The sequence below is a fragment of the Streptomyces sp. NPDC127108 genome (assembly GCF_042677545.1).
In the GTDB taxonomy this organism is placed as follows: domain Bacteria; phylum Actinomycetota; class Actinomycetes; order Streptomycetales; family Streptomycetaceae; genus Streptomyces.
Window position 1 is genome coordinate 121,877 of the sequence record NZ_JBHXTE010000011.1, and the last position, 26,673, is coordinate 148,549.

Genomic DNA, 26,673 nt, shown 5'->3' on the forward strand with positions numbered 1-26,673 from the left:
CATCGCCGCTGGAGGTCGCCGTCCCTGGCGCGGACACTCCGCCGCCGTCAGCGTCGGCGGCCGTGTCCCGGGCGGTCCCCGCCCTGCACCGCGGCAGCGGGCTGAGGCGCAGATGCGACCCACGTAGTACTGCGTGTGCTCGCCCTACGCGCTGCCTGTGCGCGCTTGTTCGGCTCGGCGGTGATGCGCCAGTTGAGGACCTCCGCCGGATGTTCGGCGGTGTCGAGTTCGCGTTCACCCGCGATCCGGGCGAGGAGTTGGCGGGGCTCGTGGCCAGTGGTTTGGGCGCGAGCGAGTGTGGTGGCCATGGCTGGCCACGACGGGTCGGTGAGGATACGAGCAGCGTGGTCAGGAATCGCCTCACGCACCGTGGCCTCGAAGCGATCCATGGTCTGTTTACGTGGCGCGCGCCGGGTGAGGTCCGTCAGGACCGGGTCGGCTGCCTGGCGGTAGGCCGCCTGTAGGTGGCGAAGGGCTTGCTCGGCTGCGGCGGCCTGCTGCTCGTGGCCGCGCTGCTCGTGCCACTTGGCGGCGGCGCGGGCCAGGTGCAGGGCGGTGAAGACCAAGGAGATGGCAAGCCCGCCCGGAACGCTGGGGGCGTACGCGAGTTCCTTGGCGGCCCGACGCAGTTCGCCGGCGGCTTGGTGGTCGGCCTGGATGGCAGATCGGCGAGCGCGGTTGAACGCCTGCGCTGCTGCTTGGAGTTGGGACTGGTGCGGACCCGATGTGGCGCGGGCCAGGTTGTGCAGGGCATCGCTGAAGCCGTCCAGCTGCCCCTGGGCCACCGAGTCATCGTCTGCATCGAGAGACGTGCGGGCGGTACGCATGGCGGAATCGACACGGCGCCACGTGTCCGCCGGGTCCGCCACCGGTTGTGGTCGGTCGGCCACCTCCTGGTCGGGCAGGCGTTGGCACAGGCGGCTGTAGGACAGGTCCGGGGCGAGTTTGGAGCCGCCGAAGTAGACGGTGTCCCCGGGAGCGGCCAGGCTGTAGCCGGTCACCTCGCCGGTCTCGGGGCCGACGCGGGTCTTCACCTGGATGCCCATCGAGGCAAGGACGGTGAAGTAGTCGTCGATGCTGCGGACCGCGGCGGCGACCGCGTACGCCTGCTCGCGGAGCCACTCTCGCGTCGCCTGCTTCTGGCCGAGGCGTTCGGCCTTGGCGCGCTCGGCGCCAGTGGGCGTCTTGGGAGCGGTCAGGTCACCGGACTTGAGTCGGCGCAGCCCGAACTCGTCCTCGATCTTGCGGCACTCCTGCTGCGCTCGCCAGCCGTCACGGTTGGTCCGTGGACGGCGACCGTCGGCGCGGACCGTCGTGGCCAGGATGTGGATGTGGTCGTCCGCGTGACGTACGGCGATCCACCGGCACGCCTTCTCATCGCCTTCGGGAGCGATGCCAGTGGCGGCAACGACGCGGCGGGCCACCTCGGCCCACTCGGTGTCGGTCAGGTAGCGGTCACCGGGCGCGGTGCGCACCGGGCAGTGCCACACGTGCTTCGGCGGCTTCTTCCCGCCCAGCTCGCGGGTCCGCAGGTCGACATGGTGGTCGAGCCGCTTGGCCAGCAGGCTGTAGGTGGCGGCAGGGTCGCGGCCGGGGTCGGGAGCAGCGGCCATGTCCCAGGCCGCCACGATGTGCGGGTCGGTGTGCTCGTCGCGGCGGCCCTTGCCGAAGAGGTAGTTGATCAGGCCCTGGGTGTCGGAGCCGGTGGAGACGTCAGGCACCATGGCTGCCGCCTTCCGCCATGAGCTCGTCCATCAGCTGGTAGCTGCGCTCCACCGTGTGGCCGACCCGGTCGAGTATGTCCTCGGCCTGATCGGGGACGGTTCCGCTGTTGATGGCCATGGTGATCTGGTTGAGGTTGGTGCCGATCCGGTTGAGCGCCTTGGTGTGCGCCTCGACGGCTTCCATCAGTGGGCGGATCGGATCGTCTTCCGGGCTGCCGGGCATGGTCGTCTTGCCCAGCGCGACCGCAAGGGCGGAGTCGCCTACGAATCCGGCGAATGTCAGGTGGCGTTGCTTGGCTGCATCGTCGATGATGCGGACCGCGGTCGGAGTGAAGCGGATCTTCTTCTCCCGGTCGCGCTTTTCGGTGGTGCGCTTGCGGTTCATTCGCGCGGGAAGCGCTGGGGCGTCGAGCGCGCGCCACGAGGGCTGCTCGATGGGCAGCGGAGGGTGGGCGGTTGACTCGGGCTGCGGAGCAGTGACGTCGGCGGGCGACTCGTCGCACGTGATGACGGCGTTGGCTTCGGACGCGGCGCTTGACTCGTCCTCCCCCGGCTCGGGTGCCCGCTGGCGCCCGGCCCCCTCCTCCCCCGTCACCCCATGGGCGGGGGCAAGCGCGGACGAAGCCCCGTTAGGGGCTCGAACGCTCCAGCTTGCTGCTGTTCGTTGTCCCAGGCCGAGCCACCCCCGACGGCGGGCGGGGCGGGAGTCGCTGGTGTCGGTTTCAGGCATCGTGGTGCTCCCATCGGAAGGGGTGGCGGGGGTGTCACATCCGTTGCATGCGTCGCATGCCTGGTCAGTCCAGGTACGGACAGGCGGGCAGGTACGGATACGTCCGTCCCGGCGAGAGCCTCCGTCCCTGCGCTGACCTGCGCAGGGACGGATGCGACGCACTGCTACGGACTGCGGCCCGAGTGCAATTCGCTTGCGAGATCAGAGAGTTCGCCTCGGCCCGGCAGCACCATCGGGTGGACTGACGGGCAGTGGCCCCGTCGGCCCGCCCATGGGCGACTTGCCCGGCGTCGAGCGGGCGAGTGCGGCGCCGGACGCAGGCTCGGGTGCGGTGTCCATCGGGAGGAGGTCGGGGCAGTGGCGGGCCCAGGCGTCCAGGAACCGGTTGCGCAGGTATGCCTTGGCCTGGCGGCCTTGATCGAAACGGTAGTTGGCGGGACTGATCCCGAAGTCACGCAGCAGGTTGCCCAGGTGGTAGGCGTTCAGGCCCTTGGCACCGTGTTCCGCCCAGGGAGCGTCCGCGTCCTGGATCAGGGCGGCGACCAGATCCAGGGTGGGCAGTGCTTCGGGGTTGTTCGCCCGCTCGAATACGCGGTGGATGTCGCGCAGCAACCGCGTCTTCAGGCTGGTCTGCTCGTCCTGGGCCGCTTCGTGTCGAGTCATGGTCACGCACGCGACACGCGCCTGCGCCGGCCAGTGGCCACCGGCCAGGTCGGCAATGATGACCAGCGGCTCCCATGTGTCCGCCGCCCGGTCCTCCACCGGCATCGGCGGAACCATGCGGGCGGCCGCGCTCCGTAGCGGACCTAGCCAGGAAGCCAACTGGGTGCGAAGCGCGTTGAGTTCGGGTGCCGCGTACCGCGTACGGAACGGGGCGACCTTCTCTCCGGGCTTACGCTTCTGCATACGCAGCACCACCGACCGGTCGGTGATCGTGTCCGGCAGGTCACCGATCCCCGCGATCGCGGCCATCGCGAAGGTGGGGAACGGGGTGGGCTTGTGTTCCGGTCCGGAGATCCGCCAGGCAGGTCGGTTGCGTTGGTGGCCCGCGTTCAGCAGTCCGCGCAGGATCTCGCTGTCGCCCGCCGCCTTGGGGCTGAAGATGGTGTCCGCCTCGTCCACCAGCAGGGTGGGCGGGATCTTGCCAATGGTGCGGAAGATGACCGCCGGCGAGGTGTTCACGGTCATCATCGGGTCGTGGACGGTCTCGTAAAGCACATCCAGGACACGGGACTTGCCGCAGCCCTTCGTCGGGCTCATCACCGCCAGACGCGGTGCGTGCTGCAGCACGGTCTGGATGTGCGTGGCGGCCACCCACAGAGTGACCGCGGTCAGTGCCTCCTCGCTCGACAGCACGACGTACTTGCCGATCGTTGACCGCAATTCGTCCAGCAGCACCACTCCCTCACCGGTCACCGCACTCCCACCGTCGGCGGTCCCCGAAGCTCCACCGGAATTCACGGCGTCCCCTGTCCCGGTATCCAAACGGTCGACGGTCACCGTCTCCTCACCGGTCCCCAGTGACCGTTGGGGACGGAAATCTCGGCCCCCAACGCGCTGCGATGCGTCCCCGACACCGTCCCCGAATCGGTGCGGGACGTCCCCGCCACGGTCCCCAAGCTCCGTCCCCACCTCGCTGACCTGCGGATCAGCAGCGGGCTCGACGCTCTGGTCACCGATTGGGGACCGGCCCCCGACTACAGCCGCGGATATCTGGTCCCCAACTTCTGGTCCCCGCGCGCCGGTTTCGCTTCGGGGACCGTGCTGGTCCCCGTCGACCGAAATAGCCATCTGACCGGGGACCGAATCCCCAGACCGCGCGTCCCCCTGATCTTCGCTGAGCCAGGGGACACCTTGGCCGGGGACGGCGACCTTGGGCCAGGTCGTAGGGGATGCATCGGCGGCAGGGGTGGACGTAGAGTCCTCCATAGACGTTCCTCTCCGATGAGGGCAGGTCCGGCAAGACCCGCCCTCACTCGTTCGTTCCTTCAGATGCGGGCGATCAGTTGGGGAATCCTCGGCCCTCGGCGGTGGCTCGCCGGGGGCCGCTTCGTTGCCCTCGTGGGGTGCAGGGTCAGACCGTGAGGTCGTACGAGGTCTGCGCGTCCAACCACGCGTCCACCTCCCGCCACCGGTAGCGCAGATGCCTGCCGACCTTGTGCACGGTTGGACCGGTACGGCGATGGCGCCACTGGTAAAGCGTCTTCACCGGCACCCCCAGGTAGGCCGCGACCTCCTCCGGCGTGGCCAGCGGGACGGGACCAGCACCGCTTGCGGGGGCGGAACGAGGGGTTCGGGGCATAGGGGCTCCTTCTCGGAAGTAGCGGGGTGGACAAGACAGCCACAGGATTACCTGTCGCGTCCAGCGGCATTGTGCGGAAATTGCGCGGCCGCCCCAAACGGCTTGCCGCCGGCTGGAATCAAAAACGGTAGGCCCGAATCCCCGGTTGCCGAAATCACGCCGAGAGCAGGGGGATCTGTCCTCTTTTCCCGCCAGTCACCCCCGTCGCCCGAATCCAACCGAAACACCAGGCCAGACCGCAGGCCAGCGACCGACCCAAGCACCTACGGGACAGCGGCGCGGGACCATAGCACGAGAATCCGGCTTCACCGAGCCGCTCGAATTCATGGCGCCGCCGAGTTTTCACAAATTCTTGAGCAACCCTTGCAGCGGACGCCGAATTCGAGTTACAGCTATCTGTCATGGCAACCCGACCCATAGAAATAGGACCGTCTGGAGTCCAGGCCGCCCGCAATATCGAGCGCCTGCGTCTGCTGCGCGGGCTCTCCCAGCGGGGCCTCGCTGAGCGGTGCACCGCCCTCGGTCGGCCCATGACCAACATCGCCCTTAGCCGCACCGAACGTGCCCGCCGCCCCTGCGACATCGACGACCTCGTCGCCATCGCCACCGCACTCGACGTCTCGCCGGTCGACCTGCTCACGGACTCCGTTGCGGGGCAGCGTGGCTGAGCCGTACGACCGCTGGCACAAGAAGCGGCCTCAGGCCGACGAGGAAACCTGCACGGCCCACAAGAAGGTTCCGTCCCGCGAACACGGTCGCGGCAAGCGGTGGTTGGCTCGCTGGCGCGATCCCGACGGGCAGCAGCAGAGCGAGAGCTTCGACCGCTACGAGGACGCCCGGCAACACCTCGCCAAGATGCAGGGCAGCGTCGACGACGGCACGTACATCGACCCCAGGAAGGGCGAGGCCCAGCTCAAGGCGGTGGCCGAACAGTGGCTGGCGAACCAGACCTTCGACAACCCTCGGACGTACGCCCAATACGAGTCGCGTGTCCCCAACCACATCATCGAGCCGCTGGGCTCGCTCAAGCTGCGCCAGATCAAGGCGTCCATCGTGCAGACCTGGATCAAGCGCCGGCTGCAGGTGCTCGACGAGACGACCGTCGGCCTGGTCTTCACACACCTCGCGTCGATCCTGGCCATGGCCGTGGACGACGACTTGATCGCCAAAAACCCCTGCGAGACCGGCTCGGTGAAGCGCGTGAAGCCCCGACGGTCAAAGAAGGCGGCGAAGGACTCACCGCTGTCATGGGAGCAAACAGATGCCCTGCGGCCCCACCTACCCGAGCGCTACCAAGCGACGGTCGACTGCGGCCGGGGACTGGGCATGCGGCAGGGCGAGATCTTCGGGTTCAGCTCCCAGGACGTCAACTGGTTGCAGAAGGACAAGGTCGTCCACATCCGCCGCCAGATCACCCACGACCGCGGCACGCTGGTCTTCGCCCCACCGAAGGGAGGCACGGAGGACGACCCCAAGGACCGCTTCGTACCGCTCGGCGATGCGCTGGCCGTACTGCTCACCGAGCACATGCACAAACACCCGCCGGTCGAGGTCACCCTGCCGTGGATGACGAAGGACGGTGAGCCGGTCACCGTGCGCCTGGTGTTCTCCACGCGGGAGCACAAGCCGCTGAACAAGAACTACTTCAACTACCTCTGGAAGGGCGCCCTGGAGGCGATCGGCGCGATAGCAGCCCTCAACGACAAGCCCGTTGGCAAGGGCCGCAGGTGGGAGAACTGCCGCGACAAGATGATGCACGCCCTGCGGCACCTCTTCGCCTCCGAGGCGATCAACGAAGGCGTTGATGTCTACACGCTTGCCGACCTCCTCGGCCATGAAGACCCTGCGTTCACCCTCCGCCGCTACGTACACCGCGTGACGGGTGCCATCGAGAAGGCCCGCAAAGCAATCGGCCGACGATATCGAGTCGCCGCGTAGGCCCATCTGCGTCTCAACCCATCTTCGCTCAGCGAGGTTCAGCGAAGACGGCCCTCAACGCCCGCTCATCCCCGACCATGGTTAAGACCGCCAAGGCCCGGAGTACAGCAACAGGGGGACCACATGCGCGTTGAGGTTCGCGTCGAGCCGTCGAACGACGAACTCCGTTCGCTGCTCGCCTGGCTTCGCCAGGACCCTGACATCCGGCGAACCGCGACCCTGGAGATGCGCGAGCAGCCACCGCGCGACGGCGAGATGGGGGCAGTCGCCGACGTTCTGCAGTTGGTCACCGAGAACGGGTGGAACGCCGCGAACTTCACTCTGGCGCTTGCCGCTTGGAAGCAGACACGACCGCGAGCCTCTCGTGTCACGGTCCGGCATGACGATCTCGCCGACGCCTTGACGGACTGCAGCGACGAACAGATCGAGCGGATCACTCGGCTGCTTCGGGAGGCCCAGGGAGACGATCAGAGGGGCTCTGCAAGTTGAGCGTGTTCCCCGACGCCGGCGCCACGAAAGCGGTCCTGATCGGAACGAGCACATACGCCTTCCTCGAAGACCTCCCGGCCATCTCCAACAACCTCAACTCCCTGGCAGAGGTACTCACTGGGCCTACGTCCTGGAATCTCAGCCGAGACGATTGCATCGTGCTCTCCGACCCGACGAATGCGATTGCCGTGATGGACGCCCTGCGCGATGCCGGAGATACGGCCAGGGACACACTGTTCGTGTACTACGCGGGTCATGGGCTGGTCACACCAGAGGGCGAGCTCTATCTGGGGCTACCCCAATCCAGGCAGCAGCGGGTGGAGACAGGGCTTCAATACAGCTGGCTGCGAGGCGCGCTGCTGGAGGGACGAGCGGAGCGGACTGTCGTCATACTTGACTGCTGCTACGCCGGTCTGGCCCTGGGAACAATGGGGCCCTCGGATCTGGCCGCCCAAGCCGATGTCGAGGGGACCTACCTGCTCGCCGCAGCCTCGGAGACCCGGCAGGCACTCGCCCCGCCCGGGGAGACCCACACTGCATTCACCGGTGAGCTCCTCACGATCCTCACCACTGGTATTGCCGGAGGCCCCGAACAGCTCGACCTCGACAACGTCTTTATGCAGCTGAGGAAGTCCCTCTCTGCGAAGGGGCATCCCGTCCCCCAAGGACGAGAACGCAACAGCAACGGCCAGCTCGCACTGGGCTGGAACCCTGCCTTCAGTCGTGCCCCAGTCTCCACCAGCCACGTAGCAGGCTCCGCCGGCCTCCGCGCATGGCCAGATCCGGCAGCCATCCGCAGCGCCGAAGGGTTCATCAACGCGTTGGGGCAAGTGCGCGTCACCAGTGGCCTCACCCACTCGGCAATCAGCCACCGCTCAGGCGGCCAGATCTCCACCGGAACGGTCAGTACCCTCCTCAACCGCAAGGATCTGCCCAGAACATGGCGGACAACCGGTGTCTATCTGACCGCCTGCGGGTTGCCGGACGAGCAGCTGAACAACTGGCAACTGCGATGGGAGCAGCTGCGATCGACTCTCCCCACTACTGCGGCCCCTGATTCCAGGGAAAAGCAGGCACGGAGCCAGGACACCCGCACTCCGACTACTTGGGGACGAGCTCTCCGACAACTAACGCGACGGCGACTCCGTGACTGACTGGACCGTCCTCTGAGGTTCCGGCTTCGTCTTGTCACCGTCGTCGCCGAAGAGGGAATTCCAAGCAGCGATCAACAAGAGCACACCCACCACAACGACCCAGAAGGCCGGCTTCTTGGCCCTTCTGGAGACCGTCGTCGGCTTGACGTAGTGCGCTGCCCGGTAGTAGCCCTTCCTCGTCTGCGCCATGGCGTGCATCCCCCCCCGATTCGTTGCCTGGTACATCAGCTGTGGAGTGTGGCAGAGGTCCCGTTCCGGCAACTGTCAGACCGGACACGACGGCTAGATCTAGTCGGCGCCTGGCGCTCCTCCGCCCCTTGCCAACATCCCAACGACCTGAAAGCCGCTGGCATCCCCGTACATCTCGTACGTACGCGCGACAGACCCAAGGGTCAACCGCCGCGCTATGCCTTCTTCATTGCTCAGTCGAGGCTTCACCGAGAGGGGCTGGGACTGCATGACCGCTCACCGAGTGCACCGGTGTGCACCTCACACCCCATGTTCAGAGCATCTGCGCAGGTCAGGGCGTATACCATGCTCTATTTCGACATTGAGGGACGCCGCACGGCAGGGCGGGTTTCCGCTCCCCTGGGCCGTGGGCCGTGTTCTTTTCGCTCTCGCAAGGTACGGCCCACGGCCTTTTCTGTAGAGCCTGTTCAGGCTGCAACCGGAGGCGCACCCTCACCTCCATAGTCATCCCCCCGAGGCCGTGTCGAACGCGGCGTCGATGGCCTTGCGCGTGCGGTCCTGACTGTACGTGCGGAGCGTGAAGCCGGGGTCCAAGTGCCCGGGGTATTCAGCAGGGGCCTTGGTGTTCTCGTCGGCGTCCAAGAGCACGCAGAGGCTCACGCGAGGCTGCGTACAGACGGGTTCGCCAGTCAAATCATGCAAGATACACGAGCCCGGCCCGCTCCTCGAATCGTCACCACACAAGGCGTGGCGCAACGCGGGCCTGATCTCTGGGACGTACAGGTCGGGCCAGGAGCCGGTGTGACAGGCAAGGAGTTTCGAGAAGAAGGTCGCCTGTCGGCTCTTAAGTGGTTCTATTGATGCCTGACGGCGTGGACGGAGACGGGCCCACTGTTCAGCTACGCGCGATGGACCTGCTGGGCCCCGTCCGACCCACTTCAGCGAGGCAGGGTCGCCTCGTACCGAAGGTGACCCACGATTCTTCGAGGAAGCAGAGCGGGAGCTATGGCATCAGTGGAACAGCAAGTGAAGAACGCCGACGCCGTGATCTGCCAGAACCTTGCCAACCCAGTAGGCGACCGAGGCTTCCTCTCGCAGAATGTACTGGGGCAACTTCGAAATCTTGTCGAGGGACTCGCTGTCTGGGCGCACCTTAACGATGGCTCAACCGAGTTTCACTACAATCAAGTCGGGCCAGCTCTCGATGCCGTTAAGGCACTCTCCAAGTTCCGCCTGCTGAGTAGATTCCATGGCTTACTCCAGGCCAGCGTCTCGCACTACACCCTGGATCGCGACCCTTCCGAGCGACTGATGCTGAAGTACTACGAGTACCTACTCCGCACCCGCGACCTGGCAAAAAGTCAGCTCGGAATAACCATCCTGACCAACATCGAACAGTTCCCGATCGACCTCGATCCCTCGCTGCGGGAGTACTACGAGAAGATCGCAGGATGCATCGAGCAGGGAAAAGCGAACCTGGCCTCTAGCCCACGTCGCGAGAGATACTACATTCGCAGCTCGCGACCGTTCTTCATCGCCGGCCGAATTTACTATGAAGTTACGTTTCACCTCGCCCATAACCGGACAAGCAAATTTGATCGCATTATTGGGTTCACCGACATCGACGTCACCGACAAATATGCGGCCAGTCTGCAGCTGGCGAGCGACACGATCGAGGTACTCGGCAAGGAAATGCCGATCACGCTGATCCGCTCTTGGGAGGTGTCAATCCGACCGTGCGAATTCGACAACTTTGCGCGCCTCTTCGACGCCCCGCACGGAAAGGTAAGCAGGTCGCATTCCGAGTACCGCAACCTGATGCGGTACCTCACATCAACTCGATCAAACCTGCTTGATCTTATGGATATGACCGACGCCGCTTACGGCTCTCTTCGCTCCTGGGCGCTGGTCGGTGCTCAACGAGATGCGACAATCTTTACTGTCCTTGACCGTGCCCGGTCACTCATCCGCAACAATCGGCCAGGTTCTCGTTTGCTGCGGTATCTCATGCTGCGGATGAACAACCTTGTCATCAAGGCACAGTTCCATGCAGAACAGTGTTCTGCACTCTCTGGACTGCGCGTGTCTTGGGGTTGTAAGCCGTTCGACACGATGCCCTTCTGCACATCACCACGCGGACACAACCCGCGCTTTGGGGATCTTGCCGAAAGCCTGGACTCGAGGACTCGGGCTCACGAACTGCTTGCCAGGCGAGTCAGGAGCAATGTCGAGCAGCGCGGTGTGATCTATACACCGATAGCTGAGCTGGAGGATCTCGGGGACCTCGACGAGCTGATCGCACGTCACAATCGCCTGCTTCCACCCACTGAACGACACGCGCGACGGAAACTGACTCAAGCAAATGGGCACGTTTTCATCATCGGTTACGAGGACGACACGGTCTCGATCATCAATAGACTCCGGGAAATCTCTGCTAGTGGTGTCCCCCAACACAGCAGTGACGTGCAGGCATGGATTAATGCTAACCCGGGCCTCATCGATGACCCTTTGAAGGTCGAGGCCTTGACGAAGTTGTTCGAGCAATCGAAAGTCGCTCTCATTTACGGTGCGGCAGGTACGGGAAAATCGACGATGGTGAATCATATTGCGAACTACTTCGCGGACGCGAGAAAGCTATTTTTAGCGCATACCAACCCTGCCGTCGACAACCTCAAGAGGCGAGTACAGGCGCCGAACACCGAGTTCAGCACAATCAGCAAGCATGTGCGCAATGGCATGTCGTTCGGAGCCGCACTTGACGTATTAGTAATCGATGAGTGCAGCACCGTGAGCAACGCAAGCCTGCTCGAAATACTTGAGAATACGCCCTTCGATCTTCTTGTGCTTGTTGGTGACGTCTACCAGATCGAGTCGATCGAGTTTGGCAACTGGTTTAGCATCATTCGGTCGTACCTCCCGAGCGAGTCTGTATTCGAGCTCACAGAGCCATTCAGGACGACCGATCAGGGTCTTCTCACTCTGTGGAGCAGGGTGCGGAATCTGGACGACCACATCGAGGAGTCGCTCTCCAAGAATGGCTACTCGACGGTTCTGGGGGACTCTCTATTTCAACATCGAAGCGACGACGAGATCGTGCTCTGCCTGAACTATGACGGCCTATATGGCATCAACAATGTCAATCGGTTCCTACAGGCGAGCAACCCGAATCCAGCCGTAACATGGAGCGAGTCCACGTACAAGGTTGGAGATCCAGTACTTTTCAACGAGTCCGATCGGTTCAGCCCAGTCATCTTTAACAACCTGAAGGGAAAGATTGTCAAGATTGATCGCGTGCCCGGCCGTATCACTTTCGATGTGAATCTCGAGCGGGATGTCACTGAAGACGATGTGCTCTTCACGAGTCTGCGCTGGGTGGAAGGCTCGACTGTCCAGTTTGACGTCTTCCAGCGCGGCGACAGCGACGATGACGACGACTCTGTCACCACCATGGTGCCATTCCAGATCGCCTACGCCGTATCGATCCACAAGGCACAGGGTGTTGAGTACGAGTCAGTGAAGGTTGTCATCACGGATGCTAATGAGGAGAGCATCTCCCACAGCATCTTCTACACCGCGATCACACGCGCTCGGGAGCGTCTTGAGGTGTTCTGGACCCCGGAAACACAGCATCGCATCCTGAGCCGTCTAGCCGTGCGCGAGAACACGAAGGACGAGCACCTGATGAAGGTCCGTCGAGGTTTGATACCCGTCGAGAAGCGACCGAAGCGTCAAAAGACGCGCCAGCTACCGTAGGCGGCGGCAGTGGCGAAGGACCCATGGACGGCTGGCAGGACCAGCCAGAGCCAGCCGAGATCTGTTCGCTGCCGATCGAGGAGCCCAAGCTCCGGGCCACCGCGGCGAGATCCGATAAGCAACGATAGACGTCACCGCCCATGGGAAGTTCGGCAGGATCGCAGCGAACCTGCCGTCAGCCAGCCCAAGCACGCGGTCAGGATGCGCGGCATCGAAATACTCGGAGCCCATCACCGGTCGGCTGGCCAAGCAGTCCAGGCCATGCCGCTCGGCATCACAGGCTGCGCCGACGGGTAGGTCGGCATTAACCTGCGGACTTGGCCCAGACCGTGCTGGCTGCGGTGGGTACCAAGCCGTCACCCGAGGAGATTCCCGGCTTCACCATGGCCTCGCCCTCGCGAGGTGCACCGCCTGTGCACCGACCTACTCGCAGGACAAACGTCACCGCAGGTCATGGCCGCTTCCCATCTCTACTTCGACATCTAGCAGGCCCCCAGGCCGAAGCGGGACTCCGCTCGCCTGGGCCGTCCGTGGGCCGTCGGCCGTGTCCTTCCTCTCCAGGAAGGCGCGGCCGACGGCCGTTTCTGTCAGGTGGCGGGGGTGAACTTCCCTCGCCACGCCAGGGATACGTAGACCAGTGCCACCAGGACCGGCACCTCGATCAGCGGACCCACGACACCGGAGAGTGCCTGGCCGCTGGTGACGCCGAAGGTGGCGATGGCCACCGCGATGGCCAGTTCGAAGTTGTTGCCCGCCGCGGTGAAGGCGAGGGTCGTGGTGCGGTCGTAGGGCAGGCCGATCGCCTTGCCGAGGGCGAAGGTGCCGAACCACATGAGTGCGAAGTAGAGCAGGAGGGGCAGCGCGATCCGGGCCACGTCCAGTGGCTGCGAGGTGATCGTCTTTCCTTGGAGGGCGAAGAGGACGACGATCGTGAAGAGCAGGCCGTAGAGGGCCCACGGGCCGATCCTCGGCAGGAAGTCGGACTCGTACGCCTCGCGGCCCAGCTTCCGTTCGCCGACGCGGCGGGTGAGGAAGCCGGCCAGGAGCGGGACGCCCAGGAAGATGACGACGTTGAGGGCGATCTTCCACATCGAGATGTCGAGGCGCTCGCCCTCGCCCAGGCCGAGCCAGCCGGGCAGCAGGTCGAGGTAGAACCAGCCGAGCAGGCCGAACGCCAGGACCTGGAAGACGGAGTTGAGGGCGACGAGGACGGCGGCGGCCTCGCGGTCGCCGCACGCGAGGTCGTTCCAGATGATGACCATGGCGATGCAGCGGGCCAGGCCGACGATGATCAGGCCAGTGCGGTATTCCGGCAGGTCCGCCAGGAAGATCCAGGCGAGTGCGAACATGACGGCCGGTCCGGCCAGCCAGTTGATGACCAGCGATGATGCCATCAGCTTGCGGTCGCCGGTGACGGCGTCGAGCTTGTCGTAGCGGACCTTGGCCAGGACCGGGTACATCATGACCAGCAGCCCGAGCGCGATCGGCAGGGAGATGCCGCCGACCTCGACCTTGGCGAGCACGTCGTTCAGGCCGGGGATCAGCCGTCCCAGGCCGAGGCCGACTGCCATCGCGGCCAGGATCCACAGCGCGAGGAAGCGGTCCAGGGCGGAGAGCTTCCGGACGATGCCCGGCTCGACCGCAGTCGTCGCCCTGCTCGGCTTGCCGGTTCCGGTCGGCCGGGTCGCCGTCATCAGCAGGACCGCTTCCGACCGGTCTCCGCCGTCGTACGCGCCGTCTCGGCGAGTTCCGTGAACTGCCCGGCCAGCGTGGCGATGACATCGGGCTTGAGACGGTAGTAGGTGAAGCGGCCGCACGGTTCGGTCTCCACGAACCCGGCCTCGCGCAGCACCCGCAGGTGGTTGGAGAGGTTGGTCTGCTTCGCGCCGGTTTCCTCCACCAGGTGTGTGGTGCACAGCGTCTCTTGGGCGAGCAGGTGCACGATCCGGAGCCTGAGCGGGTCGGCGAGGACCCGGATCAGATCAGTGTCGACTGACGTCATCATGGACTGATACTTTCATATCAGTCTGGGATGATGCCAGTGCAGGCTGACCTCATGGCTCCCAGACGCGCCCCGCTCCGCGAAGGAAGAATCGATGGCCCCCACCCCGCTCGCCTCCGTGCTGTTCGTCTGCGTCCACAACACCGGGCGCTCCCAGATGGCCGCCGGATTCCTCGCCCACCTCGCAGGCGACCGGATCGAGGTCCGGTCCGCGGGGTCCGTCCCCGGGGACCAGGTCAACCCGGCCGCCGTCGAGGCGATGCGGGAGGTCGGCGTCGACATCTCCGCCGCCCGGCCCAAGGTGCTCACCCCCGAGGCCGTCCAGGCCTCCGACTACGTCATCACCATGGGCTGCGGCGACGCCTGCCCCGTCTTCCCCGGGAAGACGTATCTCGACTGGCGGCTGGAGGACCCCGCGGGCAAGGGGGTCGAGGCCGTGCGGCCGATCCGCGACGAGATCGAGCGGCGCGTCGTGGCACTGATCGCCGAGGTGGACGCGTCGCGCGAGGAGTGATCGCGACACGAGGAGAGATCGCGACCAGCCGCGGACAGAGCCCGTTCACACCCGGCCGGTAGGGTCACGCCGCCCGGAGGAAGCCCGGTGCGGGGAAGAGGTGCGGTGGACGGCACAAGCGGTGTGAGTGGTGTGAGCGGCTCTGGTGGTGTGAGCGGCTCTGGTGGTGTGAGCGGCTCTGGTGGTGTGAGCGGCTCTGGTGGTGTCAGTGGCCCGGGCGGCGTCCGTGGTGTGCGTGGTGCGGCCGAGGTCGTGCGGCCGCGGGTGGGGCTCGGGACGATCCTCCGGGAGTGGGGACGCATCGGCTGCGTCGGGTTCGGGGGGCCGCCCACCCACATCGCCCTGCTCAGGAAGCTGTGTGTGGAGCGGCGGGGCTGGATCGCGGCGGCCGAGTTCGAGGACGGCATCGCGGCGACCAATCTGCTTCCCGGGCCCGCCTCCACGCAGTTGGCCATCTTCTCCGCCTGGCGGCTGCGCGGTCTGGCCGGAGCGCTGGTCGGCGGTCTGGCCTTCATCGTGCCGGGGCTTGTCCTCATCCTCGCCCTGGCCGCCCTGTTCCTCGCAGGGAGTCCGCCGCTGTGGGTGCGCGGCGCCGCCGCCGGGGCGGGCGCGGCCGTCGCCGCTGTCGCCGTCCAGGCGGCCACCGCGCTGATTCCGGCGAGCTGGCGGCGGGCCGGTGACCGGCGGGCGGCCGGGGTCCGTTGGGCCTGCTACTTCCTCGCGGGTGGCGCGGCGGCCGCGGTGGTGGGCCCGTGGATGGTGCTGGTGCTGGTCGCGGCCGGTCTGCTGGAGGTCGCGGTGCGCACCCGCAGCGCTCCGGGGCGGCGTGCCGCGTGGCCGGTGCCGCTCGCCGTCGCGGCTCCCGCCGCCGGAGGGATGGCCGCACTCGCGTGGGTGGCGTTCAAGGTCGGCGCGCTGTCCTACGGCGGTGGCTTCGTCATCATTCCGCTGATGCAGGCCGACGCCGTCCACACGTACCAGTGGATGACCGACGGCCAGTTCCTCAACGCGGTCGCGCTCGGCCAGGTGACCCCCGGTCCCGTCGTGCAGACCGTCGCCGTCGTCGGCTACGCGGCGGCCGGGATCCCGGGCGGGCTGCTGGCCGCCGCCGTGGCCTTCGCCCCGTCGTTCCTGTTCGTCATCGTCGGCGGTCCCCGGTTCGACCGGATCCGGGCGCACTCCGGTGTGCAGGCGTTCTTCACGGGCGCGGGGCCCGCGGTCATCGGCGCGATCATGGGCTCGGCGATCCCCCTCGCGCTGGCGCTGGAACACCTGTGGCAGTACGGGGTGCTCGTCGGCGCCGCGGTCTGGCTGCTGGCGGCCCGCCGCGGCGTGGTGAGCGCACTCCTGACGGCCGGTGCTCTGGGCGCGGTGGCGGCTCTGGCCGGGTGGTCGGTCGGCTGATGTCGGGAGCTGAGGTCGGGGGCTGACAGGCCCAGGCTGGTGGTCGGTCGGCTGAGGTCAGGGGTGTCCTGTGAGGATGGAAGCTCCGGCCGACCGGCTGCCCGACCGGCTGCCCTGCCGACCGGAACGGACCAGAACGACCACGAAGGGCGTGCACACGGATGTCGCAGGACGCGCGGAGCCTGGTGGACCGGATGGACGACCACCAGGTGGCCGTCTACCTGGGCGCGATGGCCGCGGGCGCCGCACTCGGTCTGGCCGCGCCGGACGCCGGGCCCGGCCTGGAACACGCCATCAACCCGGTCCTCGCGGCCCTGCTGTTCGTGACCTTCCTCCAGGTCCCGGCCCGTGAACTGCTGCGCTCCCTCAAGGACGCCCGGTTCCTGTCCGCCGCCCTGGTGGTGAACTTCGCCGTCGTACCGCTCGTGGTCGCCGCGATGTTCGCCTTCCTCCCCGCCGACCAGGCCGTACGTGTCGGCGTGCTGCTCGTCCTGCTGTGTCCCTGCGTCGACTACGTGATCGTCTTCTCCGGGCTCGCGGGCGGCGCGAGCCGCCGTCTGCTGGCCGCGACACCCCTGCTGCTGATCGGCCAGATGCTCCTGCTGCCGCTCTTCCTGTACGTGTTCATGGGCCCGGAGTTGGGCGACGTCGTCGAGGCGGGCCCGTTCCTGGAGGCGTTCCTCGTCCTGATCGTCGTGCCGCTCGCCCTGGCCTGGGCCCTGCAGGCGTGGGCCGGGCGCGGGCAAGCCGGACAGAAGGTGTCCGACGCCGCGACCACCACGATGGTCCCGCTGATGGCCGCGACCCTCCTGACCGTCGTCGCCTCCCAGGTCCCCAAGCTCGGCGGGAACCTCACCGACGTAGCGGCCGTGGTCCCCTGCTACGCCCTGTTCCTGCTCGTGATGGCCTTCGCGGGCAAGGCCGTCGCCCGCCTCTTCCGTCTCGACACCCCCGGCGCACGCGCGCTCGTCTTCACCGGCGCCACCCGCAACTCCCTCGTCGTGCTGCCCCTGGCCCTGGCCCTGCCCGACGCGTACGCCGTCGCCGCCGTCGTCGTGGTCACACAGACCCTCGTCGAGGTCATCGGCATGGTCGTCTACGTCCGGGCCGTCCCCCGGCTGCTCCCCGAGGGGGCGCGGGGCGAGCGGACTCCGACGACGAGGTGACTACGCGGGGGCGGACCCTCCGGGGCGGGTGAGGATCCCGGCGAGCTTGTCGGTCGCCTCGGGAAGCAGCCAGTAGTAGACCCAGGTGCCGCGCCGCTCGCAGTCGATGAGTCCGGCCTGCCGCAGGAGCTTGAGGTGGTGGGAGATGGTCGGCTGGGAGAGGTCGAAGGCCGGGGTGAGGTCGCAGACGCAGATCTCGCCGCCCGCGCCCGAGGCGATCATCGAGAGGAGCCGCAGCCGGACCGGGTCGCCCAGGGCCTTGAACACCTTGGCCAGTTCGACGGCCTGATCCTCGCCCAGGGGCGCGGTGAGCAGCCCCGGGCAGCATCCGTCGGCCGCCGCCTGCCCCAGCACCACGAGCTCTTGTTTCGACATTCCTCTATGTTGACAAACTTCGATCCAAGGCGCAACGTTACATCGACAGACTTCGAATCAAGAAGCTCCGTTTCTCTCCTCCAGGAGGCGCGTCATGAGCGATCAGCCCACCGACCTGCGTGAGACCGTCCGCAAGCGGTACGCGGCCGCCGCCGTCCAGGTGGCCGAGGGCAGCACCGGCTGTTGCGGGCCCGAGCCCGTCGAGGTCGACGACAACTTCGGCGGCGCCCTGTACGCGGCCGACGAGCGCGACACCCTGCCCGCCGAGGCCGTCGCCGCCTCGCTCGGCTGCGGCAACCCGACGGCCGTGGCCGATCTCCACGAGGGTGAGCGCGTCCTCGACCTCGGCTCGGGCGGCGGCATCGACGTCCTGCTGTCCGCCCGCAGGGTCGGGCCGACCGGCAAGGCGTACGGCCTGGACATGACCGAGGAGATGCTCGCCCTCGCGCTGGCCAACCAGAAGAAGGCGGGCGCCACCAACGTGGAGTTCCTCAAGGGCGCCATCGAGGCCGTCCCGTTGCCCGCGAACACCGTCGACGTCGTGATCTCCAACTGCGTGATCAACCTGTCCACCGACAAGGACGCCGTCTTCGCGGAGATGTTCCGCGTGCTGGTCCCGGGCGGCCGCATCGGCGTCTCGGACGTCGTCGCCGACGACACCCTCACCCCCGCCCAGCGGGCCGAACGCGGCGACTACGTGGGCTGCATCGCGGGCGCGCTGTCCTTCGCCGAGTACCGGCGCGGCCTGGAAGCGGCAGGCTTCACCGGCGTCGAGATCACCCCGACCCACACCGTCGCCGACAGCATGCGGTCCGCGATCGTCCGCGCCACCAAGCCCACCGGTTAGAGTGCGGGCATGTACGGGGGATCAAGAACAGCAAGGACCGCAAGAACGCCAAGGACACGAACGTTGCCGTGCACGTGGTGCAACACACCCGTGCCGCAGTCGCGCAGATGGCGCAGGCGGCTCTACTGCAGCAAGGCGCACCGCCGCAAGAACCGCGTGGTGGAGGCCGTCGGCAACTTCCTGGACAGCCTCTAGGAGGGCGCCGGCCGTCGGCTAGGACTCGTCCTCGTCGCAGCCGACGATGTCGTCCTCGCACTCGAACACGTCGTCCGGGGCGATGGTGTTCAGGCGCCAGACGATCTGGGCGAAGTTCTCGGACCGCCGCCCGTCGGGGGCGACGCGGGCCGTGAACGGGGTGGCGCCGGGCGGGATGTTGAACTGGTCCGCCTGCCCTTCGCCGCACGGGACGATCCACTCCTGCTCGTCGTCACCACGGGCGAGCGTGAGTGTGATCTCGTCGGTGTTCGGTGCCGCACACGTGATGTCGAGGCGGTAGGGCCGTTTGCCCGGCGTCGGGAACGTCTCCTTGAGCCCCTCGGGGAAGAACGAGACTCCGTCGCTGACCCATTCGGCAGGTGTGTCGTCATAACCGATGGCCCTCTGGGCCCGCCGCAACCCGTCCTCCGCGTCGCCCTTTCCCCATTCGACGAGCTCCTGCTCCTTGTCGGCGGGCGGCGCGCTGGACGCGGGCGACTCCTCGCCGGACCGGCCGGACGTGCCCTCGGACCGGTCGGCGGGGCCGCCGCAGGCCGCGACCAGGAGGACGACGGTCGCGCCCAGGGCGGCGGTGCGCGCTGTCGTACGTATGCGAGGGATCATCAACTGGCTCTCCGGCAGGGCCTGAAGCGACTCGGTTACGTCGCACAGGCGCAAACTGTACTTTATTGGTGTAGACCAACAAGAGGCTCCCGGGAGGAGCCAGGAGAGCTTGTCCCCCTGAGGGGAACGGCGGCGGCCCGGGTGCGCGCTGGTGCGCGCGGGCCCGGGCCGCTGGTGGCGCTGCCCGCCGGCAGCGTCACCTTCTCACCGAAGTCCGGTCGTCAGCAGGTGCGGTTGACGTAGTGCGCCCCCTGGATCTTGCTCGCCGAGCCCAGCCACGTCTTGCCGGGGCCGACACAGCGCTCGTAGTCGGGGGCCATGGAGACCCTGACCTCGATGACGACGCGGGAGCCGTCCGACGTGCAGTGGTTGTAGAAGGCGTCGGCGGAGGTCTCGTAGAAACCGCACGGGTCGGCGGCCGCGGGGGTCGCGGTGACGGTCACCGCGCCCAGGGACGTGAAGGCGAGAGCGGTGGCGGCGAGGGCACTGGTCACCAGGCGGCGGACAGGCACGGGGAACTCCTTGGTGAGGGGGGTCGGTTCGGCCCGGACCGGTGAGCGGTCCGCGGCGGCTTTCGGCCCGAGGATCGCAGCCCCGTGACACCTCGGTTGATCGAATGGCGCCCCGTTCACCTGGAAGAACGTTCCCCCCTCCGCCGATCGGATGGATCTCCTCCGTTTTCCCCCGGGGACCCGGTCGCCGGGGGTGGGCCGACCCGCGCCGCGAGCCGCTTCGGTGCCTGAACGCGGTAGCTCTCGGTGAGGAGTTCCGCCACCTCGGCCCAGTCGGTGGCCTCGTCCAGGCGCATGCCCACGACGTTCCTGCCCCAGGAGAGGCGGAAGAACGGGGCGCCCGCGTTGGTCAGGGCCTCGAACTCCTCGCCGGTCGAGCGGAACGTGAGCGTCGTGGTGAGGCCCTCGGTCGCGATGGCGCGCGCCGACGGGGAGTGGGAACGGGTCCAGTCGGTCAGGTAGACGTGCGCGAAGGTCGCGGTGCGGATACGCCAGCGGGTGCCGATCCAGGCCGGTTCCTCGTGTGCGTCGGGGAGGCTCAGGCACACGGTGCGCAGGTGGGTGAGGACGTCGAGGGGGACCTCGTCGTCGGCCGGGATCCTCTGGCGCGTCATGGGTGTCTCCCCCTGGCTGGCGGGTTTCCGGTGAGCTCGCAGCGGGCCTTCCGGTGAGCCTGCCGCGGCTTCTCGGGCGAGTTTAAGGATCCTGTTGCCGCGGGGGCGTGCGCAGGAAGCGGACCGACACGTGGTCCAGCGGGTCCGCCGGTGGCGTCACCCGCGCCCGCACCCCGTACACCTCCGCGATCAGCCCCTCGGTGACGACCTCCGCGGGTGTGCCGTGCGCGTACGCCCTGCCCTCCTTCAGGACCAGGATCTCGTCGCAGAACATGGCGGCCAGGTTGAGGTCGTGCAGCGCGATCACCGTCGTCACGGGCAGCGAGGCGATCAGGTTCAGGAGGTCCAACTGGTGCTGGATGTCCAGGTGGTTGGTGGGTTCGTCGAGGAGGAGCTCGCGGGGGGCCTGGGCCAGGGCGCGCGCGATGTGGGCGCGTTGGCGTTCGCCGCCGGAGAGGGTGTGCCAGGACTGGTCGGCCCGGTCGGTGAGGGAGGTGCGGTCGAGGGCGTCCCGGACGGCGGCCTCGTCGGCGGGCGTGCTCCCTGACCAGGGCCTGCGGTGCGGGATGCGGCCGAGGGCCACCACCTCCCGTACGGTCAGCTCCACCTGGGTGCTCGCGTGCTGGTCGACCACCGCGAGCCTGCGCGCCGTCTCCCTGCGGCCGAGCCGGGGCAGCGGCGTGCCGTCCAGCGTGACCACGCCCGCGGCGGGCGCGAGGACGCCCGCGAGGAGGCGCAGGAGCGTGGACTTGCCGGAGCCGTTCGGGCCGATGAGGCCGAGCGTGGTGCCGGGGCGGGGGGCGAGGGTGATGCCGTCGACGATGAGGCGGCCACCGGCCTCGTGGGAGACCCGGGCCGCCGCGAGGCCGGGGGGCGCGGGCTTCTCGTACGCCGACGGCTCTTCCGTCTGCTCGTACGCCGTCGGCTCCTGCGCCTTCTCGTACGCCGTCGGCTCCTGCGCCTTCTCGTACGTCATCGGCTCCCGCGCCTTCCCGTACGTCATCGGCTCTTCCTCGTCCGGTAGAGCACCGCCACGAACGCCGGTACGCCGATCAGCGACGTGACCACCCCCACCGGGACCTCCTGCGGGTCGAGGACCGTGCGGGCGAGGGTGTCCACCCAGATCAGGAACACCGCGCCCGCGAGCGCCGTCACCGGGAGCAGCCGCGGATGGCCCGCGCCCACCACCGCCCGGGCCGCGTGCGGCAGCGCCAGGCCCACGAACCCGATCGCCCCGGCGCTGCTGACCAGGGCCGCCGTCAGGAGCGCCGTGGTGCAGAGCAGCAGCACGCGCACCCGGCCCACGTGGACGCCGAGGGTGGCCGCGGCGTCCTGGCCGAAGGCGAACGCGTCCAGCGTGCGGGCGTGCAGCAGGCACACGACGAGCGCGACGGCGAGTACCGCGCCGCACGTCCAGACGTCCGTCCAGGCCGCGCCGCTCAGCGAGCCGAGCAGCCAGAACAGCACGCCGCGCGTGGTCTCGGCGTCGGCGGCCGTGAGGACGACGAAGGAGGTGAGCGCGGAGAAGAGCTGCATCGCGGCGACACCGGACAGGACCACCCGGTCCGTGGTGTCGCCGAGGGTGTGGCTGAGCAGCATGACCAGGGCGAAGGACAGGACGGCGCCGACGAAGGCGCCCGCCGGGACCGACAGCGCTCCCCCGCCGACACCGAGGACCACGACGGCCACGGCGCCCGTGGACGCGCCGGAGGAGACGCCGAGCACGAACGGGTCGGCGAGCGGGTTGCGAAGGAGTGACTGGAGCACCGCCCCGCACACGGCGAGGCCCGCGCCGCACACCGCGGCGAGGAGCGTGCGCGGCATTCGCAGGTTCCACACGATGCCGTCGCGGATCGGCGTCAGCTCGGCCTCGCCCCAGCCGAGGTGGGCCGCCACGGCCGACCACACGTCGGGCACGGAGATGTCGGCGGGGCCGATGGTGACGGCCACGGCGACGGAGAGGAACAGGACCGCGAGCCCGGCCAGGGTGAGGAGTCCGCCGCGCACCGCCGAGCGCAGACGGTGCGGGCCGGCGCCGCCCGCGGCGGCGCTCACTTCGTCAGGCCGAACTCGCGCAGCGCCGCCGCGACTTGTTCGATGCCGTCGACGGTGCGGATGCTCGGGTTCAGGGCCTGGCCGCTGAGCAGGACGTAGCGCTTCTTCTTCACGGCCGTGAGGTTCTTCGTGGCCGGGTTGGACTCCAGGAACTTGATCTTCTGGCGGGCGCTCTCGGCGGACTGGGACCTGCGGGTGAGGTCGCCGATGACGAGCACGTCGGGGTCGCGGTCGGCGATGGTCTCCCAGTTGATCTGGGGCCACTCCTCGCGGGTGTCGGCGAAGGCGTTCTTCACGCCGAGTTCGCGGGTGATGACGCCGGGGGCCCCGCAGCAGCCCGCGATGTACGGGGACTCGGAGTTGGCGAACCAGTACATGAGGGTGGTGTCGGAGGCGTCGACGGACTTCTTGGCGCGCGCGGCGCGGGACTTGAGGTCCGCGATCAGCTTCTCGCCGCGCTTCTCCACGTCGAAGACGCGCGCGAGGTCGCGGATCTCGCCGTACACGGTGTCCATGGTGAGGGTCTTGGTGCGGGTGCCGTCGTCGTCACCGGCGTTGTCCTTGCCCGCGCAGTCGGTCGGCGAGACGTAGACGGGCACGCCGAGTGCGGTGAACTTGGCGCGGTCGGCGACGCCGCCCTTGCCGACCGTGTAGAGGAACGACGCGCTGACGAAGTCCGGTTCCTTGTCGAGGACCTTCTCCAGCGACGGGTAGCGGTCCGCGAGCCGCGGGACCTTGGCGTTCTCCTTCGCCAGGCCCTTCAGGACGGGGTCCGTCCAGGTGCCGGTGCCCACCATGCGGTCGGCGAGGCCGAGGGAGAGGAGGATCTCGGTGGAGCCCTGGTCGAGGGAGACGGCCCGCTTCGGCGGGGCCTGCACCTTCGTCCGCTCGCCGCAGGCGGTGAGCGTGACGGGGTAGCCCGCCCGCGCCTTGTCCGACGTCTTCGCGGGCGAGCCGCCGCACGCGGTCAGCAGGACGAGGCCCGCGGACAGGAGGGCGGTGAGGGGTATACGGCGAACGCGTCGCGTGGTCGAAGGCACACGTCTTCCCGAGTCTCAGGGCTCATGCGCGGAGCCTGGTCTGCGAACTCCGCCGCCCGTGCGGACGGCGGTGCCAGCAGGTCTTCGGACTCGGGTTCGTCCGGGCGGGGCCGCCTTCCCGGGGGTCCGTGGACTCCCAGTGGCCGCTGGCCCCGCCCGTCCCCCTCACCGCTGCGCGTCAGCTCCGGATTCCCACCGGATTCCCCGACCCAGGTGTGGGTACGACTGGCGTCCGCAAGCTATCACTCCGGTGTGGCATCGCCCCTGGTCGGGGCGGGCTCACCGCGGTAGGTGCCGAAGGACCACTTGTTGCCCTCGGGGTCGGCGATCGCGAACTCGCGGCTGCCGTACGGCTGGTCCTCGATCTCGCGGATCACCTTCGCACCGGCGGCGGTGAGACGGCGGTAGAGGTCGTCGACGTGGTCGGTGACGACGTACGCGCCGAACGTGCCCGGCCGCAGGCACCACTCGGCGGCCTTCGGGTCGTAGCTGCCGAGCATGACGCCGCCGCCCTCGGGCCAGTCGAGCTGGGCGTGGGCGACGCGGTCGCCGTCCTCGTACACGGCGGTGCGCAGGAAGCCGACGGTGCCGACGAGGAAGTCGATCAGGGCGGGGGCGTCGTCGGCCTGGAAGGTCGCCCAGACGTCGGGCGCGCGACGGTTCGCCGCGGTCGGGTCGGCCGGGTCGGCCTGGTCGCCCTGGCCGATTTGCGTGATCTGCACGTTCTGCGGGGATTCATTGGTGTTCATGCGTCCCAGTCTTCGCCGCCCGCGTGCCCTCCGGCTTGGATATTCCGGCACTCCTCGGCCAGCCAGGCGGTGGGGCTCAGGCCCGTGTACTGCTGGAAGTCCCGTACGAGGTGGGAGTGGTCGTAGTACCCGCGGTCGGCGGCGATCCGGGCGAGGTCGGGGCGCGTGCCCGCGGCGACCGCGCGGACGACGGCGGCCTTCGCGTGCTGGAAGCGGATGAGGCGGGCGGCCTGCTTGGGGGTGACGCCGGTCTCGGCACGGAACAGCGCGGACAACCGGCGTTCGCTGAGGGCGACGTGCGCGGACAGGCCGCGCAGGGTACCGGCGCCGCGGTGCCGGGCGAGCCAGGCCCAGGCCTCGCCGACCTCGGGCCGGACGCCCCCGGCACGCTCGGCGTCGGCCGCGCGGCGCGCCAAGTAGGCGTTGAGGAAGGCGAACCGGTCGCCCCAGTCGTCCTGCTCGCAGAGGCGTTCCCGTACGTCGGCGGCGACCCGGCCGAGGACGTCGGTGCCGTCGGTGACGAGCTGCCCGGCGAGCTCGGAGGCGGGCAGGCCGAGGAGCGCGCGGGCCGCGAGCGGGTGCACGGCGAGCTGGATGCCGGCCTCGTGCTCGGGCTGGACGACGTACGCGGGACTCTGGTGCAGGCCGCCGACGACGATGTCCGTGCGGACGGCGTCGGGCCCGGTCGCCTGGCCGGGGGTGCGGCCGGTGGTGACGGGGCCGTCGAGGGAGAAGATCAGCGTGAGGTACGGGGACGGCAGGCCGCGGTGCAGGGCGGGGCGCTGGCCCTGGGTGCGGTAGCCCACGGCGGACACGACCAGGCCGCCGGGCGGGGGCGCGGCGCGGACGAACTCGCGGGACGCGGCGGCGCCGTCCGGGGCGGTGGTGTCCGTGGCCGTGGAACCCATGAGCCCATTGTGCGCGGGCGCGGCCGGGCCTGTCGTCCGGTGCGGCTACCCGCGTCCGCGCGTCCCATGCCCGGCACGCACGGTGACCTCGATCATGGGAATCCGGTACGGCGTCCTCGTACCATGACGCGCCGCTCCGGACGGGTCGGCTCAGCGCTTCCAGGGAACGGGAACCATGGCAATTCGAGCAAAGGGCAGGCTGGCCGTCGCCGGGGCGGCGGGAGCGCTCGCGGCGGCGGTGTTCGCGGGCGGCGCGCTGTGGCCGTCGGCCGACGCGGAGGCGGCGAGCAAGCGGTCCGGGCCCGCGAAGAACGCCGCCGCCCGCGCCGCCACGGCCGAGCTCAAGCACTGGCCGAAGCCGGTGGCGGCGAAGCTCGGCAAGGTGATCGCGAAGAACGAGGGGCGCGGCGCGTACGCGGTCTTCGACGCGGACAACACGACGTACCGCCACGACCTGGAGGAGTCGCTCCTCCCGTTCCTGGAGATGAAGGGCGTCCTGAGCCGCGAGTCGATGGACCCGTCCCTGAAGGTCATCCCGTTCAAGGACACGGCCACGCACAAGGAGAGCCTGTACAGCTACTACAACCGGCTCTGCGAGGTCGACGACCAGGTCTGCTACCCGTGGGCGGCGCAGATCTTCTCCGGCTTCACCCTGAAGAAGCTCAAGGGGTACGTGGACGACCTCCTCGCGTACGACAAGCCGATCCCGGCGACGTACTTCGACGAGCACGGCAAGGTCACGAGGACCGAGGTGGAACGGCCGGAGTTCTCGCCCGGCATGCGGGAGCTGTACAAGTCGCTGCGCGCGCACGGCATCGAGGTGTACGTGGTGAGCGCGGCCAGCGAGGACCTGGTGCGGATGGTGCTCGCCGACCCGAAGTACGGGTACGGCGTGAAGCCGCAGAACGTCATCGGCGTGGGCCTGCAGCTCAAGGACCCGAAGACGGGCCGGGTGACCAGTTCCCGCAAGGAGATCGCCGAGGGCAGGTTCGGCCCAAAGGACCGGGCGCGGCTCGCGAAGTACGAGCTGACGCCGAACCTGTGGGCACCGCTGACCTGGTACCAGGGCAAGCCCGCCGCCATCTCCACGTACATCGACGAGTGGAAGAAGCCGGCCCTCGTCGCCGGGGACACCCCCGTGAGCGACGGCCCGATGCTGTTCCACTCGGCGGACGTGCGCAACGGCGGCGTGCGCGTGTGGGTCAACCGCAAGGACAGCTACATGAAGCAGTTGGACGGGATGAAGCGGAAGAACGCGGCGCGGCAGCGGGAGTTGGGACAGCCGGTGACGGCGGACAAGCGGTGGCTGACGGTGACGCCGGATCAGATCGGCTGACGGTGACGGGCGGAACAACCGGCTGAGCGGAACGGGAGCCCCGGGGTCGGTCG

Annotated in this window: 25 protein-coding genes, 1 pseudogene and 1 riboswitch; of the genes and pseudogenes, 10 read left to right on the top strand and 16 right to left on the bottom strand. The window is 68.2% G+C overall.

Annotation, left to right across the window (positions count from 1 at the left end):
• Positions 1–47: 47 nt before the first annotated feature.
• The 4 genes from ACFVHO_RS11825 to ACFVHO_RS11840 form a co-directional block, all read right to left on the bottom strand.
• Positions 48–1,724 (bottom strand): relaxase/mobilization nuclease domain-containing protein, encoded by a 1,677-nt coding sequence (locus ACFVHO_RS11825; protein ID WP_385712601.1) that lies wholly within the window; start codon positions 1,722–1,724, stop codon positions 48–50.
• A complete protein-coding gene (mobC, locus tag ACFVHO_RS11830) occupies positions 1,714–2,454 on the bottom strand; it encodes a plasmid mobilization relaxosome protein MobC (RefSeq protein WP_385712603.1) in 741 nt (246 codons plus the stop codon). The genes ACFVHO_RS11825 and mobC overlap by 11 nt, the downstream gene beginning before the upstream one ends.
• 201 nt (positions 2,455–2,655) lie before the next feature.
• Positions 2,656–3,852 carry a DUF3631 domain-containing protein gene (locus tag ACFVHO_RS11835; protein ID WP_385712605.1) on the bottom strand — a complete coding sequence of 399 codons (1,197 nt, stop codon included), beginning with the start codon at positions 3,850–3,852 and terminating at the stop codon, positions 2,656–2,658.
• A gap of 676 nt (positions 3,853–4,528) precedes the next feature.
• Positions 4,529–4,756 carry a helix-turn-helix transcriptional regulator gene (locus ACFVHO_RS11840; protein WP_385712606.1) on the bottom strand — a complete coding sequence of 76 codons (228 nt, stop codon included), beginning with the start codon at positions 4,754–4,756 and terminating at the stop codon, positions 4,529–4,531.
• Positions 4,757–5,157: 401 nt separating this feature from the next.
• On the opposite strand from ACFVHO_RS11840, the gene ACFVHO_RS11845 reads away from it, so the two are divergent.
• The 4 genes from ACFVHO_RS11845 to ACFVHO_RS11860 all read left to right on the top strand — a co-directional run bounded on the left by ACFVHO_RS11845 (position 5,158) and on the right by ACFVHO_RS11860 (position 8,337).
• A complete protein-coding gene (locus ACFVHO_RS11845; protein ID WP_385712608.1) occupies positions 5,158–5,424 on the top strand; it encodes a helix-turn-helix domain-containing protein in 267 nt (88 codons plus the stop codon).
• Complete coding sequence (locus ACFVHO_RS11850; RefSeq protein WP_385712610.1) at positions 5,417–6,694, top strand: tyrosine-type recombinase/integrase; 1,278 nt, start codon at positions 5,417–5,419, stop codon at positions 6,692–6,694. The genes ACFVHO_RS11845 and ACFVHO_RS11850 overlap by 8 nt, the downstream gene beginning before the upstream one ends.
• A gap of 123 nt (positions 6,695–6,817) precedes the next feature.
• Entirely contained in the window at positions 6,818–7,183 is a 366-nt protein-coding gene (locus tag ACFVHO_RS11855; protein ID WP_385712611.1) for a hypothetical protein, read from the top strand.
• A 2-nt stretch (positions 7,184–7,185) separates the two neighbouring features.
• Positions 7,186–8,337 (top strand): caspase domain-containing protein, encoded by a 1,152-nt coding sequence (locus tag ACFVHO_RS11860; protein WP_385712715.1) that lies wholly within the window; start codon positions 7,186–7,188, stop codon positions 8,335–8,337.
• A gap of 693 nt (positions 8,338–9,030) precedes the next feature.
• Here the strand turns inward: ACFVHO_RS11860 and ACFVHO_RS11865 are convergent.
• Positions 9,031–9,174: pseudogene (locus ACFVHO_RS11865) on the bottom strand (integrase); the annotation flags it as partial.
• Between the two features lie 366 nt (positions 9,175–9,540).
• Between ACFVHO_RS11865 and ACFVHO_RS11870 the strand changes: the two are divergent.
• Positions 9,541–12,279 (top strand): ATP-dependent RecD-like DNA helicase, encoded by a 2,739-nt coding sequence (locus ACFVHO_RS11870; protein WP_385712613.1) that lies wholly within the window; start codon positions 9,541–9,543, stop codon positions 12,277–12,279.
• A gap of 587 nt (positions 12,280–12,866) precedes the next feature.
• Here ACFVHO_RS11870 and arsB read toward each other — a convergent pair.
• On the bottom strand, positions 12,867–13,973 hold the full coding sequence (gene arsB / locus ACFVHO_RS11875; RefSeq protein WP_385712614.1) for an ACR3 family arsenite efflux transporter: 1,107 nt from the start codon (positions 13,971–13,973) through the stop codon (positions 12,867–12,869).
• On the bottom strand, positions 13,973–14,284 hold the full coding sequence (locus ACFVHO_RS11880; protein WP_385712616.1) for an ArsR/SmtB family transcription factor: 312 nt from the start codon (positions 14,282–14,284) through the stop codon (positions 13,973–13,975). The genes arsB and ACFVHO_RS11880 overlap by 1 nt, the downstream gene beginning before the upstream one ends.
• Before the next feature lie 91 nt (positions 14,285–14,375).
• On the opposite strand from ACFVHO_RS11880, the gene ACFVHO_RS11885 reads away from it, so the two are divergent.
• The 3 genes from ACFVHO_RS11885 to ACFVHO_RS11895 all read left to right on the top strand — a co-directional run bounded on the left by ACFVHO_RS11885 (position 14,376) and on the right by ACFVHO_RS11895 (position 17,365).
• The gene (locus tag ACFVHO_RS11885) at positions 14,376–14,795 is read left to right on the top strand and encodes an arsenate reductase ArsC (protein ID WP_385712618.1); all 420 of its coding nucleotides are present in this window, start codon (positions 14,376–14,378) and stop codon (positions 14,793–14,795) included.
• 231 nt (positions 14,796–15,026) lie between these two features.
• Entirely contained in the window at positions 15,027–16,199 is a 1,173-nt protein-coding gene (gene chrA, locus ACFVHO_RS11890) for a chromate efflux transporter (protein ID WP_385712620.1), read from the top strand.
• A gap of 161 nt (positions 16,200–16,360) precedes the next feature.
• Entirely contained in the window at positions 16,361–17,365 is a 1,005-nt protein-coding gene (locus ACFVHO_RS11895) for an arsenic resistance protein (RefSeq protein WP_385712622.1), read from the top strand.
• Here the strand turns inward: ACFVHO_RS11895 and ACFVHO_RS11900 are convergent, their stop codons facing one another.
• Complete coding sequence (locus ACFVHO_RS11900) at positions 17,366–17,740, bottom strand: ArsR/SmtB family transcription factor (RefSeq protein ID WP_385712623.1); 375 nt, start codon at positions 17,738–17,740, stop codon at positions 17,366–17,368. It abuts the gene before it with no gap.
• A 94-nt stretch (positions 17,741–17,834) separates the two neighbouring features.
• Here ACFVHO_RS11900 and arsM point away from each other — a divergent pair, with 94 nt between their 5' ends.
• On the top strand, positions 17,835–18,587 hold the full coding sequence (arsM, locus tag ACFVHO_RS11905) for an arsenite methyltransferase (protein WP_385712625.1): 753 nt from the start codon (positions 17,835–17,837) through the stop codon (positions 18,585–18,587).
• Positions 18,588–18,800: 213 nt separating this feature from the next.
• On the opposite strand, the gene ACFVHO_RS11910 is transcribed toward arsM, so the two are convergent.
• The 8 genes from ACFVHO_RS11910 to ACFVHO_RS11945 all read right to left on the bottom strand — a co-directional run bounded on the left by ACFVHO_RS11910 (position 18,801) and on the right by ACFVHO_RS11945 (position 25,284).
• Entirely contained in the window at positions 18,801–19,406 is a 606-nt protein-coding gene (locus tag ACFVHO_RS11910; RefSeq protein ID WP_385712627.1) for a hypothetical protein, read from the bottom strand.
• 221 nt (positions 19,407–19,627) lie between these two features.
• Positions 19,628–19,918, bottom strand: a complete 291-nt coding sequence (locus ACFVHO_RS11915) for a DUF6355 family natural product biosynthesis protein (protein WP_385712629.1) — start codon at positions 19,916–19,918, stop codon at positions 19,628–19,630.
• 116 nt (positions 19,919–20,034) lie between these two features.
• Positions 20,035–20,532 (bottom strand): MmcQ/YjbR family DNA-binding protein, encoded by a 498-nt coding sequence (locus ACFVHO_RS11920; RefSeq protein ID WP_385712630.1) that lies wholly within the window; start codon positions 20,530–20,532, stop codon positions 20,035–20,037.
• Between the two features lie 82 nt (positions 20,533–20,614).
• A complete protein-coding gene (locus ACFVHO_RS11925) occupies positions 20,615–21,535 on the bottom strand; it encodes an ABC transporter ATP-binding protein (RefSeq protein WP_385712632.1) in 921 nt (306 codons plus the stop codon).
• The gene (locus ACFVHO_RS11930) at positions 21,532–22,587 is read right to left on the bottom strand and encodes a FecCD family ABC transporter permease (protein WP_385712633.1); all 1,056 of its coding nucleotides are present in this window, start codon (positions 22,585–22,587) and stop codon (positions 21,532–21,534) included. Before ACFVHO_RS11930 ends, ACFVHO_RS11925 begins: the two co-directional genes overlap by 4 nt.
• Positions 22,584–23,627 (bottom strand): ABC transporter substrate-binding protein, encoded by a 1,044-nt coding sequence (locus ACFVHO_RS11935; protein ID WP_385712635.1) that lies wholly within the window; start codon positions 23,625–23,627, stop codon positions 22,584–22,586. The genes ACFVHO_RS11930 and ACFVHO_RS11935 overlap by 4 nt, the downstream gene beginning before the upstream one ends.
• Positions 23,628–23,684: 57 nt before the next feature.
• Positions 23,685–23,872, bottom strand: a riboswitch (cobalamin riboswitch).
• Complete coding sequence (locus tag ACFVHO_RS11940) at positions 23,870–24,376, bottom strand: VOC family protein (RefSeq protein WP_385712637.1); 507 nt, start codon at positions 24,374–24,376, stop codon at positions 23,870–23,872. (Overlaps the previous riboswitch by 3 nt.)
• Positions 24,373–25,284 carry a helix-turn-helix domain-containing protein gene (locus tag ACFVHO_RS11945; RefSeq protein ID WP_385712639.1) on the bottom strand — a complete coding sequence of 304 codons (912 nt, stop codon included), beginning with the start codon at positions 25,282–25,284 and terminating at the stop codon, positions 24,373–24,375. The genes ACFVHO_RS11940 and ACFVHO_RS11945 overlap by 4 nt, the downstream gene beginning before the upstream one ends.
• 175 nt (positions 25,285–25,459) lie before the next feature.
• On the opposite strand from ACFVHO_RS11945, the gene ACFVHO_RS11950 reads away from it, so the two are divergent.
• Complete coding sequence (locus ACFVHO_RS11950; protein WP_385712641.1) at positions 25,460–26,620, top strand: haloacid dehalogenase-like hydrolase; 1,161 nt, start codon at positions 25,460–25,462, stop codon at positions 26,618–26,620.
• Positions 26,621–26,673: the final 53 nt, after the last annotated feature.

Bases quoted from the DNA above. Each gene is read 5' to 3' on its own strand.
- ACFVHO_RS11825 (WP_385712601.1), bottom strand. From the start codon at position 1,724: ATGGTGCCTGACGTCTCCACCGGCTCCGACACCCAGGGCCTGATCAAC.
- mobC (WP_385712603.1), bottom strand. From the start codon at position 2,454: ATGCCTGAAACCGACACCAGCGACTCCCGCCCCGCCCGCCGTCGGGGG.
- ACFVHO_RS11840 (WP_385712606.1), bottom strand. From the start codon at position 4,756: ATGCCCCGAACCCCTCGTTCCGCCCCCGCAAGCGGTGCTGGTCCCGTC.
- ACFVHO_RS11845 (WP_385712608.1), top strand. From the start codon at position 5,158: ATGGCAACCCGACCCATAGAAATAGGACCGTCTGGAGTCCAGGCCGCC.
- ACFVHO_RS11855 (WP_385712611.1), top strand. From the start codon at position 6,818: ATGCGCGTTGAGGTTCGCGTCGAGCCGTCGAACGACGAACTCCGTTCG.
- arsB (WP_385712614.1), bottom strand. From the start codon at position 13,973: ATGACGGCGACCCGGCCGACCGGAACCGGCAAGCCGAGCAGGGCGACG.
- ACFVHO_RS11880 (WP_385712616.1), bottom strand. From the start codon at position 14,284: ATGATGACGTCAGTCGACACTGATCTGATCCGGGTCCTCGCCGACCCG.
- ACFVHO_RS11885 (WP_385712618.1), top strand. From the start codon at position 14,376: ATGGCCCCCACCCCGCTCGCCTCCGTGCTGTTCGTCTGCGTCCACAAC.
- ACFVHO_RS11895 (WP_385712622.1), top strand. From the start codon at position 16,361: ATGTCGCAGGACGCGCGGAGCCTGGTGGACCGGATGGACGACCACCAG.
- ACFVHO_RS11900 (WP_385712623.1), bottom strand. From the start codon at position 17,740: ATGTCGAAACAAGAGCTCGTGGTGCTGGGGCAGGCGGCGGCCGACGGA.
- arsM (WP_385712625.1), top strand. From the start codon at position 17,835: ATGAGCGATCAGCCCACCGACCTGCGTGAGACCGTCCGCAAGCGGTAC.
- ACFVHO_RS11910 (WP_385712627.1), bottom strand. From the start codon at position 19,406: ATGATCCCTCGCATACGTACGACAGCGCGCACCGCCGCCCTGGGCGCG.
- ACFVHO_RS11920 (WP_385712630.1), bottom strand. From the start codon at position 20,532: ATGACGCGCCAGAGGATCCCGGCCGACGACGAGGTCCCCCTCGACGTC.
- ACFVHO_RS11925 (WP_385712632.1), bottom strand. From the start codon at position 21,535: ATGACGTACGGGAAGGCGCGGGAGCCGATGACGTACGAGAAGGCGCAG.
- ACFVHO_RS11940 (WP_385712637.1), bottom strand. From the start codon at position 24,376: ATGAACACCAATGAATCCCCGCAGAACGTGCAGATCACGCAAATCGGC.
- ACFVHO_RS11945 (WP_385712639.1), bottom strand. From the start codon at position 25,284: ATGGGTTCCACGGCCACGGACACCACCGCCCCGGACGGCGCCGCCGCG.
- ACFVHO_RS11950 (WP_385712641.1), top strand. From the start codon at position 25,460: ATGGCAATTCGAGCAAAGGGCAGGCTGGCCGTCGCCGGGGCGGCGGGA.